12 protein-coding genes are annotated in these 15,594 nt (G+C 46.3%); 9 read left to right on the forward strand and 3 right to left on the reverse strand.

Annotated elements, in window-relative coordinates; translation table 11 throughout:
• Positions 1-296: 296 nt before the first annotated feature.
• Positions 297-1,694, forward strand: coding sequence for a PhoH family protein (locus ACXAD8_RS21555; protein ID WP_475232323.1), 1,398 nt, complete (start codon positions 297-299; stop codon positions 1,692-1,694).
• A 23-nt stretch (positions 1,695-1,717) separates the two neighbouring features.
• A complete protein-coding gene (locus ACXAD8_RS21560) occupies positions 1,718-2,626 on the forward strand; it encodes a diguanylate cyclase domain-containing protein (protein ID WP_475232325.1) in 909 nt (302 codons plus the stop codon).
• Positions 2,627-2,635: 9 nt separating this feature from the next.
• On the opposite strand, the gene ACXAD8_RS21565 is transcribed toward ACXAD8_RS21560, so the two are convergent.
• From ACXAD8_RS21565 to glpK, 3 genes are all read right to left on the reverse strand, one after another.
• Positions 2,636-3,625 carry a transglutaminase-like domain-containing protein gene (locus ACXAD8_RS21565; protein WP_475232327.1) on the reverse strand — a complete coding sequence of 330 codons (990 nt, stop codon included), beginning with the start codon at positions 3,623-3,625 and terminating at the stop codon, positions 2,636-2,638.
• A 276-nt stretch (positions 3,626-3,901) separates the two neighbouring features.
• Positions 3,902-5,224: an IS5 family transposase gene (locus ACXAD8_RS21570; protein WP_475232264.1), complete on the reverse strand. Its 1,323-nt coding sequence runs from the start codon at positions 5,222-5,224 to the stop codon at positions 3,902-3,904.
• A 1,038-nt stretch (positions 5,225-6,262) separates the two neighbouring features.
• Positions 6,263-7,756 carry a glycerol kinase GlpK gene (glpK, locus tag ACXAD8_RS21575; protein WP_475232329.1) on the reverse strand — a complete coding sequence of 498 codons (1,494 nt, stop codon included), beginning with the start codon at positions 7,754-7,756 and terminating at the stop codon, positions 6,263-6,265.
• Between the two features lie 426 nt (positions 7,757-8,182).
• Between glpK and mraZ the strand changes: the two genes are divergently transcribed.
• Genes mraZ through mraY form a run of 7 tightly spaced genes read left to right on the forward strand, consistent with a single transcriptional unit; the run spans position 8,183 to position 15,588 of the window.
• On the forward strand, positions 8,183-8,641 hold the full coding sequence (gene mraZ, locus ACXAD8_RS21580) for a division/cell wall cluster transcriptional repressor MraZ (RefSeq protein ID WP_475232331.1): 459 nt from the start codon (positions 8,183-8,185) through the stop codon (positions 8,639-8,641).
• The gene (rsmH, locus tag ACXAD8_RS21585) at positions 8,641-9,576 is read left to right on the forward strand and encodes a 16S rRNA (cytosine(1402)-N(4))-methyltransferase RsmH (RefSeq protein WP_475232333.1); all 936 of its coding nucleotides are present in this window, start codon (positions 8,641-8,643) and stop codon (positions 9,574-9,576) included. Before mraZ ends, rsmH begins: the two co-directional genes overlap by 1 nt.
• The gene (gene ftsL, locus ACXAD8_RS21590; protein ID WP_475232335.1) at positions 9,573-9,884 is read left to right on the forward strand and encodes a cell division protein FtsL; all 312 of its coding nucleotides are present in this window, start codon (positions 9,573-9,575) and stop codon (positions 9,882-9,884) included. The genes rsmH and ftsL overlap by 4 nt, the downstream gene beginning before the upstream one ends.
• Complete coding sequence (locus ACXAD8_RS21595; RefSeq protein ID WP_475232337.1) at positions 9,884-11,623, forward strand: peptidoglycan D,D-transpeptidase FtsI family protein; 1,740 nt, start codon at positions 9,884-9,886, stop codon at positions 11,621-11,623. The genes ftsL and ACXAD8_RS21595 overlap by 1 nt, the downstream gene beginning before the upstream one ends.
• On the forward strand, positions 11,613-13,115 hold the full coding sequence (locus ACXAD8_RS21600; protein WP_475232339.1) for a UDP-N-acetylmuramoyl-L-alanyl-D-glutamate--2,6-diaminopimelate ligase: 1,503 nt from the start codon (positions 11,613-11,615) through the stop codon (positions 13,113-13,115). Before ACXAD8_RS21595 ends, ACXAD8_RS21600 begins: the two co-directional genes overlap by 11 nt.
• Positions 13,112-14,512, forward strand: a complete 1,401-nt coding sequence (locus ACXAD8_RS21605; protein ID WP_475232341.1) for a UDP-N-acetylmuramoyl-tripeptide--D-alanyl-D-alanine ligase — start codon at positions 13,112-13,114, stop codon at positions 14,510-14,512. The genes ACXAD8_RS21600 and ACXAD8_RS21605 overlap by 4 nt, the downstream gene beginning before the upstream one ends.
• Entirely contained in the window at positions 14,506-15,588 is a 1,083-nt protein-coding gene (gene mraY, locus ACXAD8_RS21610) for a phospho-N-acetylmuramoyl-pentapeptide-transferase (protein WP_475232343.1), read from the forward strand. The genes ACXAD8_RS21605 and mraY overlap by 7 nt, the downstream gene beginning before the upstream one ends.
• Positions 15,589-15,594 lie beyond the last annotated feature (6 nt).

Below are 15,594 nucleotides of genomic sequence, written 5' to 3' on the forward strand. Positions count from 1 at the left end.
CTTTAGCAAAGCGGGCGCGGGATTCTACAGGAAGTTATGCCCGGCCACCAGTTTGGCTTTGCTGCAACTGGTTATTCTTTGAGCGTACTGTTTTTTTATTGCTAAAAACAGGTGAATGTCCGCTAAAAGTGTTCTATTGTGAGGGTGTGATGCGTTGCGAATTTTAACTTTGTTAACGCAATGCTTCCGTGAACAACACTGCTTCCTGCGGTGGGTTCGAATGACCAGGCTGACTGCATTTAAAAACACCAAAAGGCAGTGAGTCATAGCCCATGGTTACATAAACGGAGTGGCGAATGCCTGAAAAAACAACCTCTGCTTCCAAGTTATACGTTTTAGATACCAACATTCTTTTGCACGAACCTTTGGCTTTTCTTTCATTCAAAGAGCACGACGTCGTTATTCCCATGACCGTACTGGAAGAGCTGGATTACATCAAAGACAGTAAAAAGGACGTCGCCAGAGACGCCAGAGTCAGTATTCGTGCAATGGAAGATATATTGCACGAAGCCACCCCGGAAGATATGACCAACGGTGTATCTCTGGTGGGACTGACGGCTGGCGACGCGGCTCCCACAGGTAAGTTGTCTATTTTTGCTGACCATCATCTGCCCTCTGGTGAAGAGCGCTTCACCAGCAAAGAAAATGATAATCGCATTATTAATGCGGCGTTGTATCTACAGAAACATACCCCAGAACGGATTGTGGTCTTAGTCACCAAAGACATTAATATGCGCCTGAAAGCAAAAGGGGCAGGTTTAGCGAAAGTTGAAGATTATCGCACCGACCAATTGGTCAGTGATATCAAGTATCTGAGTCGTGGCTATCATCGTTTTGAAGGGGATTTTTGGGACAAGGTTGAGTCTGTAGAAAGTCGCACTGAAGGACGTGATACTATTCATTCTATCAGTAGGTCGGTTTTACCCGAGGCCTATGTTAACGAGTTTCTGTTGGATGATACTGACCATTTTGCGGGTATTGTCGAATCTGTCAGCGATGATACCCTGGATGTATTGGACATGGGTTATGAGCGCCTGATGGGTAAAAGTGCCTGGGGAATATCACCAAAAAATATCGGGCAGGCGATGGCATTACATTCTTTGCTGGACCCTCACATTGACTTGGTGATCTTAACCGGCCCAGCAGGTTCAGGTAAGACCTTATTGGCCCTGGCTGCCGCACTGGAAATGGTGGTAGAAAAGAACATGTACGATAAGATTATCGTGACCCGTAGCACCCCTGAAATTGCAGAGTCCATTGGCTTTTTACCCGGCACTGAAGAAGAGAAAATGACGCCCTGGCTGGCGGCCATTACCGATAGCCTGGAAGTACTGCACAAAAACGATGAGAATACCAAAGGCTCCATGAGTTACATTATGGAAAAGGCCAATATTCAGTTTAAGTCTGTGAATTTCATGCGCGGCCGCAGTATTCAGAACGCCATCGTTATTCTTGATGAATCACAAAACCTGACGGCTTCGCAATTGAAGACCATTATCACCCGTTGCGGTGAGGGGACCAAGCTCATTTGCGGAGGTAACCTGGCGCAAATTGACAGTAATTACCTGACGCCGGTGACTTCAGGACTGACATATCTGGTGGAAAAATTTAAGAATTTTTCAGGAAGTGCTACAGTTAATCTTGATGGTGTGGTTCGTAGCCGCTTGGCTGAATTTGCTGAAGAGCACCTGTAGACTAATCCTGATAAGGCAAATATGTGGCGACAGATTTAAGTAAACCAATAGTGCTGATTGTTGATGATGACTTCATCAACAAAGAAATTCTGGCTCATGGCTTGCAAAATGATTACCGCATTTTGCAGGCTAGTTCTGGTATTGAAGCATTGGAAATTGCCGAAGCCGAGATGCCGGACACGGTGCTTTTAGATATCGTGATGCCTGATATGGACGGCTATGAAGTTTGTCGCAAGTTAAAAACCTCCAGGCGCACTCAAAAAGTACCTATTATTTTCTCCACCAGTAAATGCAGTGATGAAGATGAAGTGCTGGGCTTAACCATGGGGGCCTCTGATTACATCACAAAACCTTTTAATATGGCATTGGTGCGGGCGCGGGTGCGCAATCAGGTATTGTTAAAACAAAAAACTGATTTGTTAGAGCAGCTTGCCAGTATTGATGGCCTGACCGAAGTACCTAACCGACGCTATTTTGATGAAGTGTTTGAGCAAGAGTGGCGCAGAGCAATGCGCAGTGGCTACCCCATCGCTGTAGCTATGGTGGATATAGATTGCTTTAAACAATTTAACGACAACTATGGTCATACCGCCGGAGATGATTGTCTGACTGCGGTTGCTAAAGCCCTGTCTAAAACCTCTAACCGAGCCGGTGATTTTGTGGCCCGTTATGGCGGAGAGGAGTTTGTCTTCGTCTGGCCCAACTGCGAAATTGGACAGGCTGAAGCGATTGCTGAAAAGGCGCGTCAGGTGATTGCTGATTTAGCTATTCAGCACCAGTTTTCAAGTGCCGCCGATATAGTTACTATTAGTGTGGGTGTGGCCAGTATGGTGCCGGAGCAGAATCAATCTCGAAAAGAACTCATCGATAATGCCGATGAGCGCTTATACCTGGCGAAACAGTCTGGCAGAAATATGGTGTTTGCTGGATAGCGAAAGACGTTATTTTATCTGACCAGGTAACTTGTCAATTTTAAACATATCATTGTTAATGTATCTGGCGGTTTCGTCAGAAACTTCACCTACCTTCATCAGTTTAGGGCCCGTCGGGTCCAGTAATAAATAATCAATTCCGCCTTCCGTGACTTTTTCTTCACCGTCAAAATGAGGCAGGTTCGCACCCAGCAGCGCGTGATTGGGTAGGTACACAATCGTCATATGTAGGTTAGGCAATAAGGAGCGCAACAATGCTGCGGTCAGGGTGGCTTTGCTGTCGCAGTCACCTTTGTTGGTTAGCAGTACTTCTGATGGTGGTAAGTAGCCTGCGCCATTGGAGGTCATGCGATCTTCCAGATCGTTGTAAGGAATACTCTGAACCCAGCTAAGGATCATGTTGACATAGGCCCTGGAAGTGCTGTCGTCATCCATCAACTCATAAAGTGCCTGAGAGGCGGGCAATAGCGCAGTGACCGCATCATTAACAAAGCGAATATGATCTGGCTTTACGCCGGTTTGCCCATAAGGACTGACATAGCGGCTGTAATAGTTCATTTCAAGGTAGCGATCAAATGCTGCCTCTCGTTCCATAGCCAGTTCATTGGTCCACTTTTCTACCATCTGCTCGGAACGGCTTTTAACTTCGATTTGTAGTTCATTATTTCTGGGACGAAATTTAACCCGTGCTTCTTTCGGGTTGATAGATTGCGCTTTGCGCTGCAATTCCATAAACACATAACGCTGGGCGATTTCAGGACGATAAGACTTATTTTGCTTGGTTTGTGTGGCTATTTGCGCTTTGTCTAATTCGAAGCTGAGACTGCGATGGGTACCGTAATAATCTTGCCAGCGGTAACGCAACTGCACCTTATTGGCGGTTTCTTCTTTGTGGAAATAAGTTTGTGAGGCATTTGCAGAAACACATAGCAGGCTCGTCAGTGCTAATACACTGATTGCGGCACTGATTTTGCCAACTGCTGCATTTTTTAAATTCAAGCGAACACCCTCGTGGAACTCTACTATTATAGTATATCGGTTCCACGAGATTTAACTAAAGTGTTACAAAATGAAGTATTGTGATGGGGTAATTGATTGGCTGGGCAAGTTCACGAATACTTTCTTACCTGCCGATTTTACTCCTGCAATATCGGCATTTACCTGGTCCTGGTTAGACTCAGGTCGAGCTTACAAATTAAATAGTCAGACGTTATAAAAGTACTTTTTGCTGAACCCTGTGACTTTAAAAACACCTAACGAGCGTACCAAATTATCTCAATATTTTTTCCGGATGAGATATCGTGACAGAGCTGCGATAGCAGCTCTGATCGCGACATAAATTAAAGCCAAAAAAAGCACCTTCATCCGCTTTTGAAGATTCCAGGCACTGGCTGACATTAACAGATTGATCGCATCGCCCAAACTATCTCTTAACCAGTTGCGGCTAAGGCGAAAGTCCTGTTTCAGATGCCCTATAATCGGCTCTATCGCTGCTCTCTTCTGACACAACTTTCGTTTCTTCTGACGCTGATACGCGTTGTCTCTTTTTAGCGGCGGTTTGGGAAGCAGAACCTCTTCGCAAACATACTGCTGTGCTCCGCGATAGCCTCTGTCTGCTATTGCCATTGCTATCGGGTTCTTCCGATGTTGACGGGCATGTTTCAGAGCCGATTCCAGCGTTTTGCTGTCATGGATGTTTTCGTCATGACTTGCCACACCGATGATGACCTGTCCTTCTAAAGTGGATACCACGGAGGCTTTTCTGCCGTATTCGTATGGTTTATGGTCCTTACCTTTGCCAACACAATACACCCCCGGCTCATGCAGGCTGTAGATCTTGTTTTTGTCTTTGGGTTGTTGTGCCAGCACTTTTTCATACAGAGCAAAGTTATCCTTCTGTTCTGACAGGAGTTGTGCAGGCAATTTACGTTGCAATTCTCTGAGTAGTGTTCCTGCGATAGTGCGCAGACGTTTCAGGGCTCTTCTGGCTTTTCCCCGTACTTTGGGGTGACGAAAGTGGCGACACTGTAAACGTAACTCTTTGACTTCTTTCACATAAGTCCGGCGTTGCTTTACACCGTGTTTTTTAGCCAGCTTATTGAGCCGATTGATGATCTTAATGGCGAGTTTTGTGTCCGTGGGATAAGTGATGGCTTTTTCCTGTACCGTGGTATCGACGAGTACTTTATCTTCTTCCACATCCTGTTGATGTAATGCCACAGAAACAGCAAAAATGGCGTTGATACCCTCTTCTCCAATCCGCTGGCGGAAAGCCGTGATTTCGGTGCGGCAACAGGGTGGCTCAGTCTGAAAAGCGACTTCCCCACAAAACGCCTGGTAATAAGGATTCATCATCCATTGAGCGATGGTATTGTCATCACTGAGGTTGTACATCTGTTTCAACATCAACAGACCACACATGAGCCGGATGGGTTTCCCGGGGCGGCCTTTATCACTGTAAAACACAGATAACTTTTCATTCAGAAAATCCCAGTCAATTTCATCGGCGAGCAACAATAGTGGATGTTTTTCGTCGAGCTGAGAAATGAGGTCAAAAAAGCCACTTTGTCGTGAAGTTTTGGGGCTGTCTTTTATCATAAAACCGTAGTCTGTTTCGACCAGAAACTGATGTTAATTTTACCAGGTTCGGTCGAAGTAGACCAGGTTTTAAGGAAGATTAATTATAAATATCAATGAGATATGTTTTTATAACGGCTGACTAAATACTAACACCTGTAGGTCTGAATTTATTCAGACGCCGTTGCTAAAATCAACCAAAGTAAATTTAAACATGACACCCATCTAAATTTAAACATGACACCCATCTAAACGTTGTTGAACAACCCGTAGTTGTCTTGATCGAAGTCCGGTCTAATCAGGCCCATTCGCGAGACAAAGCTAAAGTGCAGGTAAACCTGAAGATTGGCTGTAGGATCTATGTAGGTCTGAATTTATTCAGACACCGTTGTTAAATTCAACCATAGTTGTCCGACTGGCAGATTTTGCTCCTGCAAGATCGGCATTCACTACATCCCTGTAGCTCAAGTCGAACCCACAGTAATTTCAACAACCCGTCGTAGATTTAAACATGACACCCATCTAAACTTTAGTTTAAATATGACACTCATCTAAACTTTATTAAATAACTCGCCTTTGCAGTGTTCGAAGTCCGGTCTAATCAGGCCCATTCGCGAGACAAAGCTAAAGTGCAGGTAAACCTGAAGATTGGCTGTAGGATCTATGTAGGTCTGAATTTATTCAGACACCGTTGTTAAATTCAACCATAGTTGTCCGACTGGCAGATTTTGCTCCTGCAAGATCGGCATTCACTACATCCCTGTAGCTCAAGTCGAACCCACAGTAATTTCAACAACCCGTCGTAGATTTAAACATGACACCCATCTAAACTTTAGTTTAAATATGACACTCATCTAAACTTTATTAAATAACTCGCCTTTGCAGTGTTCGAAGTCCGGTCTAATCAGGCCCATTCGCGAGACAAGGCTAAAGTGCAGGTAAACCTGAAGATTGGCAACAAGGATGCATTTGTAGAAGGTCTGACTTTGAACGTAGTGAATGCCGATTTAGACTCTTGCAAAATCGGCATTCAAACTCGCACCCTGAATGACAGGCCTCCTAAGACGAAAACTGTAATGTGCTTTGGATGGCAGCTTTCCAGCCTGATAACAGGTTGTATCTGGTGTCAGGAGTCATGGCCGGATTAAACACTTGCTCAATGTTGTGCATCTCGCTTAATGCCTCTGTAGAGCTGTAAATACCAGCCTTTAAACCCGCCAGGTAAGCCGCACCTAAAGCGGTGGTTTCCATGATTTCAGGACGGGTAACATCAATATTCAGGACATCACTGATAAACTGACACACCCAATTATTGGCCACCATTCCGCCATCGACATTGATGGCTGTTGGCGTAACGCCATCCTGTGACATGGCTTCCAGCAAATCAAAAGTTTGATAAGCAACCGACTCCAATGCTGCACGGGCGAAATGAGCGGGCGAGGTGGCTCTGGTCATGCCGTAAATGGCTCCTCTGGCTAATGGCTCCCAATAGGGCGCACCCAGACCAGCAAAAGCCGGGACCATATACACACCGTGATCATAATCCAGGGTTTGAGCCATTTTTTCAGTTTCACTGGCTTTTGCAATAACCCCGATACCATCTCGCAGCCACTGCACCGCTGCGCCTGCAATAAAAATAGACCCTTCCAGCGCATAATGTACTTTGCCATTGATCTGATAGGCGATCGTAGAAAGCAGATTGTTTTTCGAGTTTAGTACTTGCTCCCCGGTGTTAAGCAGTACAAAACAACCTGTACCGTAAGTACTCTTTATATTACCGGTTTCAAAACAGCACTGTCCGACACTGGCTGCCTGCTGATCACCGGCAACACCATTGATGGCGATAGCTTCACCAAATAATGCAGGATCTGTCATGCCATAGTCATCGGCGCACTCTTTGACTTCTGGTAACATCGCACCAGGAACATTAAACAAAGTGAGTAGTTCTTCGTCCCACTGTAAGGTGTGGATGTTATATAAGTTAGTTCTGCTGGCATTGGTGACATCGGTGAGGTGTTGTTTGCCGCCAGTTAAACGCCAGATCAGGAAGCAATCTATGGTTCCGAATGCTAATTCCCCGGCTTCGGCTCGTTGCCTTGCACCTTCCACATTATCCAGAATCCACGCCGCTTTAGTGGCGGAGAAATAGGGGTCCAGTAACAAGCCAGATTTTGATTGAACTTGGGCGAGGGTTTCATCGGTGCGCAAGTTGTCGCATAGGGCGGCGGTGCGTCGGTCTTGCCAGACGATAGCATTATAAACCGGTTTGCCGGTGGCTTTATCCCACACCAGGGTGGTTTCCCGCTGGTTGGTTATACCAATGGTAACTACGTTAGCTGACTGTTGTTTAGCCTGTTGCAGCGCGGCTTGGCAAACATTTAATGTGGTATTCCAAATCTCTTCTGGATCGTGCTCTACCCAGCCGTCGTGGGGATAGTGTTGAGTGAACTCTTCTTGCGCACTACACAGTATCTTGCCTTTATCACTAAAGACAATGGCGCGAGTCGATGTCGTACCCTGATCGATGGCTAAAATACAATTATTGAAACTCATTAATTTTCTCACTCAACGTTGTCATTAATTTGGTCCGGCTTATATGGTCATCCGGATAATTGTTATCTTATATAAGACTAGGTTACTTTATTTTTATTCAGGTCACAATTTTAGCTTGATTCACAGAGGATGTTTTTCTGATTTAGCTGGATTTAAATCTGCTTGTTCAAAGATAGTGTAATTCAGCCCGCTTTTCTCGCTCTCTGCTCAAAAAATAATCTCAGGACAAAACCTCTGTAATTTCAACTACTTCAAATGATCCACAAATCCCCACCCCTAAATAGTGGGGAAAATAAGCTGAAATTGACTTGACAGGGGCATGGTGTGGTTCCTAAACTGTGAATTGTGGGTAAAAGTGGCATAAAGTGGATTTTTTAGTGTCTACCATGCCTTTCTAAAAACAATAAAAACTTTTGGGCTAGGGGAATGTTCCGCGGCGCTAACGCAATCAATCTGGACACTAAAGGCCGGGTGACGATACCAACAAGGTATCGTCAGTCGCTTCTGGATGATTGTCAGGGACAATTAGTTTGTACAATAGACACTCAACAACCCTGCTTGCTGCTTTACCCACTTTCTGAATGGGAAGAAATCGAGTTGAAACTCAGTCGTCTATCCAGCATGAATCCGCATGAACGTCGCTTACAGCGCTTGCTGTTGGGCTATGCGAATGAAGGCGAGATGGACAAAAGTGGTCGATTTCTACTTTCCGCACCTCTCAGACAACACGCCGATCTCACCAAAGAAATCATGTTGGTGGGGCAACTTAACAAATTCGAAATTTGGAACACCAGTACCTGGGAACAGCAGATCCAATCGGATATTGCTACCGAACAGGATGCCGGCTTCGAACTTACCGAACGTTTACAGGACTTTTCATTATAATGGCCAGCACTTTTACCCACACATCAGTGCTGCTGCATGAATCTATCGATGCATTGGCCATTAAAAAAGACGGGATCTATGTAGATGCGACGTTTGGTCGAGGTGGTCACTCCCGTTTAATTTTGGAAAAGCTAGGTGAAAATGGCCGTTTAATTGCGTTTGATCGTGATCCCATGGCCATTGAAGCGGCAAAGGCTTTCGCCGACGACAGTCGTTTTCAAATCGTACATTCCGCGTTTTCCGAAATGGTTTCTGCCCTTACGGACCTCGGTTTGCTGGGGAAAATTGACGGCGTCCTAATGGATTTAGGCGTTTCTTCACCGCAGCTGGATGATGCCGGTCGTGGCTTCAGCTTTATGAAAGACGGGCCACTGGATATGCGCATGGATACCAGTAAAGGGGTCAGTGCCAGTGAATGGCTAAATTCGGCGGATGAAGCGGATATTACCCGAGTAATTAAGGAGTTTGGTGAAGAGAAATTTGGTAAGCGCATAGCGCATGCAATCGTGACTACCCGTGACGAAAAGCCGCTAACCAGTACCTTGCAATTGGCGCAATTAATCGATCAGGCTGTGCCTGTAAAAGATAAATTTAAGCATCCTGCAACCCGAGCCTTTCAGGGGATTCGCATTTTTATCAATGATGAGTTGGGTGAAATTGAGCGCGGTTTAGCTTCAGCGCTGCAAGTATTAGCACCCGATGGTCGTCTGGCTGTGATTAGCTTTCACTCTTTGGAGGACAGGTACGTTAAACGCTTCATGCGGGATTTAAGCCGTGGAATGCAGGTTCCTCATGGTTTGCCCATCAGGCAAGAAGAAATTAATGCCAGTAAAAAATTGCGTTTAATAGGCAAGGCGATTAAGCCAGATGAAAGTGAAATAAAACGCAATGTGCGGGCCAGAAGCTCGGTACTCAGAGTGGCGGAGAAGCTATGACAAATAACTTCAATCTGGTCACTATTATACTCACTGACATCACTCGTAACCTGTTACGAGTGTTGTTGTTTACAGCGGTATTGATTAGCGCGATTGCGGTTATTCTCAGTTCTCATAGCAATCGTCAGTTGTTGATCGAAAAAGAAAAGGCCCTGCAGGAGCGGGATCGCCTAGATGTTGAGTGGCGCAATCTCATCCTGGAGCAGGGCGCGTTAACTGAGCACAATCGCATTGAGTCTCTGGTTAAAGAGCAATTAGACATGTATCGGCCTAATCCTGAAGAAGAAGTTGTAGTGAGGGTGAAGTAATGGCTGCGGCGATTAAAAACAAAAAAATTCCTAAGCCTACAACGGTGCAGTGGCGATTTATCACAGTATTAAGTCTGATCTGTCTGGTTTTTGTAGGACTCGCTGTCAGAGCCGCCTACATTCAGGTGATTGATCCAGATATGTTGGTAAAAAAAGGGGATAGCAGAACAGAACGAGTGAGAAAGACTCGGGTGCACCGTGGCTTGATACTGGACCGCAATGGCGAAGAGTTGGCGGTGAGTGTTCCGGTCAGAGCTATCTGGGCTGATCCTAAAACGATTCATGAAAATAACGCTCTGCAATCCAAAAGACGCTGGCAGGCCCTGGCAGATGTTATTGGTCAGGATGTTGATCGTATTTTAAACCGGGTTAAAAATCCCGAGAAACGCTTTGTATATATTCAACGCCAGGTTTCCCCGGCAATGGCGGATTATGTCGCACAGTTGAATATTCCGGGCGTTTATTTACGTGAAGAATCACGACGTTACTATCCTGCCGGAGAAGTCTCAGCACACCTGATAGGGTTCACTGATGTTGATGACAAAGGCCTGGAAGGTATAGAACGTATTTACAACGAAATTTTAAGTGGTACACCAGACCGCAGAGAAGTGAGTATCGATGCCAAAGGGCGTCAGGTAGAGCTGCACTCCGAAGAGTCGGGTAAAAAGCCACAGAACATCCAGTTAACTATTGACCAGCGAATACAGGCTTTAGCTTATAAAGAAGTTAAGCGTGCTGTTAGCTTGTTGCAGGCTACATCCGGTTCCGCCGTTGTTGCAGACGTTCACACTGGAGAGATACTTGCGCTGGTCAATAGCCCTTCTTTTAATCCCAATAATCGACAAGGTGTGCCTGCCCATCGCATTCGCAATCGCGCGGTTACTGATACTTTTGAACCCGGATCATCGGTTAAACCTCTGGCAGTGGTAAGCGCTCTGGAGTTTGGCAGTGTAGAGCTGGATACTCAGATCGATACCTCGCCGGGTTGGATGCGCATTGGTGGGGCTTACGTGCGTGACCCGCGCAACTACGGTGTCTTAGATCTCACTGAAATCGTAAAAAAATCCAGTAATATGGGCACCTCCAAATTGGCCTTTTCGATCCCCAGAAGACAGTTTTTGGATACCTATTATGATGTGGGCCTGATTGGTGATACCGGCAGCAATCTTATTGGTGAAAGCGGCGGTATTTTCCATGAGCGTTCTCGTTGGTCTGATCACGAAGTGGCCAGTTTGTCTTTTGGTTATGGTATCGCGGTCACCACACTGCAGTTAGCGCGCATGTACTCTACGTTAGCAAACGGTGGAGTAAGACGCCCTTTAAGCATTATCAAATCAGAACAACCCACTCAGGGTGAAAGAGCTTTATCTGCACAAACAGCCGGTGCTGTCATTGAAATGATGGAGCAGGTAGTGTCAGATTCCGGCACCGGCAAAAAAGCCCAGGTGCCGGGTTACCGCGTTGCTGGAAAAACCGGAACCAGTCGTAAAGCTGTGCCAGGCGGGTATGGTGAAGAATACGTGAATATTTTCGCCGGATTGGCGCCCGTTTCAGATCCGCAAGTGGCGGTAGTGGTTTTAATAAACGAGCCAGGTGGTGATCTGTATCACTCTGGTGATACGGCTGCACCGGTGTTTTCCAGAGTCATGTCTGGCACGCTGCAAATGCTTAACGTTCCGCCGGATGATAAATCAGTTTCTTCGCTAGCGGCAATCAGGAGTAAAAACAATGACTCCTGATACTAATCTGTGCAATCTGCAACAACTACTGAAACCCTTTGCTATCGATGCTCCAGAATTGGAGATCGAAGATCTGGTTTTGGATAGTCGCGAAGTGGCGATCCACAAAGGTTTTTTAGCGGTAGCGGGTCACAACCTGGATGGTCGTGACTTCATCCCACAGGCGGTCAGTCTGGGGGCAAAAGTTATTTTAGCTGAAACGGATAATGAAGCAGAGCATGGCGCTATGTCTATGCGCGAGCACTCGCTGATCATCAGTTTTTATCGGTTATATGAGCAGCTTTCAGCTTTGGCTGCGGTGTTTTTTGGACACCCAACAGAAAGCCTCAATACCGTCGCAGTTACGGGCACAAACGGCAAAACTTCCACTACCCATTTTATCAGTCAGTTGAGCGATGCATTGCAAAAGCCAGCGTGGTTCGCAGGTACGCTTGGACAAGGGACATTAAAGGATTTACAGAGTACCAAAAACACCACACCGGATCCGGTTGCTATTCAACGCCTTGCCTGGCAGGCGGCGCAAGCGGGCGCATCTGACCTAGCATTTGAAGCCTCTAGTCATGCTTTGGTGCAGGGACGAATTAAACAGGTTAATACCCGGGTTGCTGTGTTTACTAATCTGTCGCGGGATCACCTGGATTACCACGGCTCGATGGAAGAATATGCCAGTGCTAAACGTTTGTTGCTGCAGCAGCCGGGATTGCAAACCCTGGTGTTGAATCAAAATGATCCGGAACACAACAACTGGCTGCGCTTTAAGCCGGCTGAGGTTTCTGTGACGCTAATTGGTTTGTCTGAATTAAGCAGTTTGCCTCACGACTACTGTTTTGCTGATGATATATCCTATACCGCTGAAGGTATCGAATTTCGGGTACACAGCAGTTGGGGCGAAGGTCATTTGAAGCTTCCTATGTATGGCGAGTTTAATATTTTGAATGTGCTCAGTGCAATTGCTACTCAGGTAGCCTTTGGTCGGAGCTTCCAGGATGTACTGAACGCCGCCAAACAATTAGTCCCTGTTGCTGGGCGGGCGGAGTTTTTCCGGGCTTCTGGTAAACCAGACATTGTTGTGGACTACGCCCACACGCCTGATGCGTTACATAAAATACTGACTTCTATGAAAGCCCATTGTGCGGGACAACTTTATTGCGTATTTGGTTGTGGCGGCGATCGAGATAAAGGCAAGCGGTCACAAATGGGGCAGGTAGCTTATCAGGATTCAGATTACGTTGTGTTAACCAATGATAATGTGCGCAACGAAAATCCCCAGGATATCATTGCCGATATTCTGCAAGGGATGCCAGAGCATCACAAAGTTTATGTGGAAACCGACAGGAAAAAAGCCATTAAATGGGCGGTTTCTCAAGGACAGGTTGGCGACCTGATTGTATTGGCAGGTAAAGGACATGAGACATCACAGGTAATCGGCGACCTGGTTACTGATTACGACGAAAGACTATTTATAAAATCACTCTACAAGGTGGCATCATGATTGAAGTATCTTTGTCCTGGATTGCACAAAACGTTCAGGGAACATTGAATGGTCAGGATATCCTTATAGATAAGGTCAGCACCGATACGCGTAGTATTGAGGCTGGCAGCTTATTTATCGCACTGAAAGGGCCAAATTTTGATGCCCATGACTTTATTGATTTAGCGGAAACCGCAGGCGCTGCAGCCGTTATCATCAGTAAACCAGTACCAACTTCATTGCCCACAATCCTGGTGGAAGATACCCGACTGGCATTGGGTGCCTTGGGCAAAGCAGTGCGCGATGAAGTAGCGCCTAAAACCGTTGGGATCACCGGCAGTTCCGGTAAAACCACAGTCAAAGAAATGGTGGCTTCGATTTTGTCGCTAAAAGGCAATGTGTTGGCCACTAATGGTAATTTTAACAATGAAATCGGCGTACCGCTGACGCTGTTGCGCCTGGACAAAAGCCACGAATTTGCGGTCATTGAAATGGGTGCAAATCACCTCGGTGAGATTAATTACACCTGTTCTTTAGCACAACCAGATGTATCCACCATAGTTAATGCCTCGGCCGCCCACCTGGAGGGCTTTGGCTCACTGTTTGGGGTAGCCAGGGCGAAAAGTGAGATCTTTAATGGCCTGCAAAGCGAAGGCCTGGCCATTCTGAACAAAGACAGTCAGTTTTTTGAGTATTGGTTTGGCAAGTTAAGCGAAAAGCGCACCTGTACTTTTTCCATGGAAGCCGGAAATGGTGATTTCTACCCGGAAGACGTCATTGTCAGCCTGGATGGTTGTGCACAGTTTGATTTGTGTACCCCTCAGGGGAAAACCAGCATCTGGTTGACCTTGCCAGGCATCCACAATGTCAACAACGCTTTAGTAGCAGCCGCGCTGGCTATGGAAGTAGGCGCCAGCTTAGAGCAAGTGGCCACCGGTTTAAGGCAGTTAAAGCAGGTGGCTGGCCGCTTAAATGTCAAAGAACTAAGCAATAAAATCCGCATTCTGGATGATACCTATAATGCCAATGTCGCTTCAGTGAATGCCGCCATTGACGTGTTAAGTAGTTTTCCCGGCCGGCGTATCGCCATTTTGGGGGATATGGGCGAGTTGGGTGAAAAGGCGCGTTACTACCACGAAAAAGTTGGCGAATACGCTCAGCAGAAAGGTGTTAATGATTTTTACTCGTTAGGGGTGTTAAGCCAAAGTGCCAGTGATGTGTTTGGCTCATCCGGTCATCATTTTTCTGACCTGGGGGAACTAGTTGCCAGCCTCAATGAGCAACTGGCATACGAAAAACAAGACATTACTATTCTCATCAAAGGCTCCCGAAGCGCCCGGATGGAGAATGTGGTTAAGGCCCTGGAGGAATCACCTTTGGGAAAGTTTGAACGCTCAAGGGAGCGCATCGCATGTTGATTTGGTTAGCCGAATGGCTGCAGCAGTTTGATGCAGGCTTTAATGTATTTTCTTATTTAACGATGCGAGCCATTTTAAGTACGCTGACGGCCTTGCTGATTGCTGTGTTGTTGGGGCCCAAAATGATTCGTTGGTTGCAACGTTTACAGATTGGCCAAACGGTGCGTAGTGACGGCCCGCAATCCCATTTAAGTAAATCCGGCACTCCTACTATGGGTGGGCTTTTGATCTTAGCGGCTATTGTTCTGAGTGTTCTGTTATGGGCCGATTTGAGCAATAGATACGTTTGGGTAACTCTGGCGATTATCGTAGGTTACGGCATTATTGGCTTTGTTGATGACTACCGCAAAGTGGTGCGCAAAGATCCCAAAGGCCTGATTGCCAAATGGAAGTATTTCTGGCAATCGGTCATCGCTATAGTGGTGGCTTTTTATCTCTATGCCAACAGCCAGTCAGCAGCAGAAACCGCGCTGTTGGTGCCATTTTTTAAAGAAGTGATGCCACAACTGGGATTATTTTTTGTGGTCATGGCCTATTTTGTCATTGTGGGAACCAGTAATGCCGTCAATCTGACAGATGGTCTGGATGGTCTGGCGATAGTTCCCACTATTTTAGTGGCAGGCGCTTTGGCTATTTTTGCTTATGTGACCGGTAACGTCAATTTCTCTGAATATCTGCAATTACCTTATATCCCACTGACCAGCGAGTTGGTGGTGGTGTGTACGGCTATTGTGGGTGCCGGACTCGGATTTTTATGGTTCAACACCTATCCCGCAATGGTCTTCATGGGTGATGTAGGGTCACTGGCGTTAGGTGGAGCACTGGGTATTTTAGCGGTTTTGGTACGCCAGGAATTGGTACTGGTGATTATGGGCGGTGTCTTTGTAATGGAAACTCTGTCTGTGATTTTGCAAGTGGGCTCTTATAAACTGCGCGGGCAGCGCATTTTCCGCATGGCGCCGTTGCATCACCACTATGAACTTAAGGGCTGGCCAGAACCTCGGGTTATTGTGCGTTTCTGGATTATCTCCTTGATCCTGGTGCTGATTGGCCTGGCCACATTGAAACTAAGGTAATAGCTA

The sequence above is a fragment of the Planctobacterium sp. AWH2_060 genome, from assembly GCF_056158425.1.

Excerpts from the sequence above, each read along its gene's own strand:
- ACXAD8_RS21605 (WP_475232341.1), top strand. The coding sequence starts at position 13,112 with ATGATTGAAGTATCTTTGTCCTGGATTGCACAAAACGTTCAGGGAACA.
- glpK (WP_475232329.1), bottom strand. The coding sequence starts at position 7,756 with ATGAGTTTCAATAATTGTATTTTAGCCATCGATCAGGGTACGACATCG.
- mraY (WP_475232343.1), top strand. The coding sequence starts at position 14,506 with ATGTTGATTTGGTTAGCCGAATGGCTGCAGCAGTTTGATGCAGGCTTT.
- rsmH (WP_475232333.1), top strand. The coding sequence starts at position 8,641 with ATGGCCAGCACTTTTACCCACACATCAGTGCTGCTGCATGAATCTATC.
- mraZ (WP_475232331.1), top strand. The coding sequence starts at position 8,183 with ATGTTCCGCGGCGCTAACGCAATCAATCTGGACACTAAAGGCCGGGTG.
- ACXAD8_RS21595 (WP_475232337.1), top strand. The coding sequence starts at position 9,884 with ATGGCTGCGGCGATTAAAAACAAAAAAATTCCTAAGCCTACAACGGTG.
- ftsL (WP_475232335.1), top strand. The coding sequence starts at position 9,573 with ATGACAAATAACTTCAATCTGGTCACTATTATACTCACTGACATCACT.
- ACXAD8_RS21555 (WP_475232323.1), top strand. The coding sequence starts at position 297 with ATGCCTGAAAAAACAACCTCTGCTTCCAAGTTATACGTTTTAGATACC.
- ACXAD8_RS21600 (WP_475232339.1), top strand. The coding sequence starts at position 11,613 with ATGACTCCTGATACTAATCTGTGCAATCTGCAACAACTACTGAAACCC.
- ACXAD8_RS21570 (WP_475232264.1), bottom strand. The coding sequence starts at position 5,224 with ATGATAAAAGACAGCCCCAAAACTTCACGACAAAGTGGCTTTTTTGAC.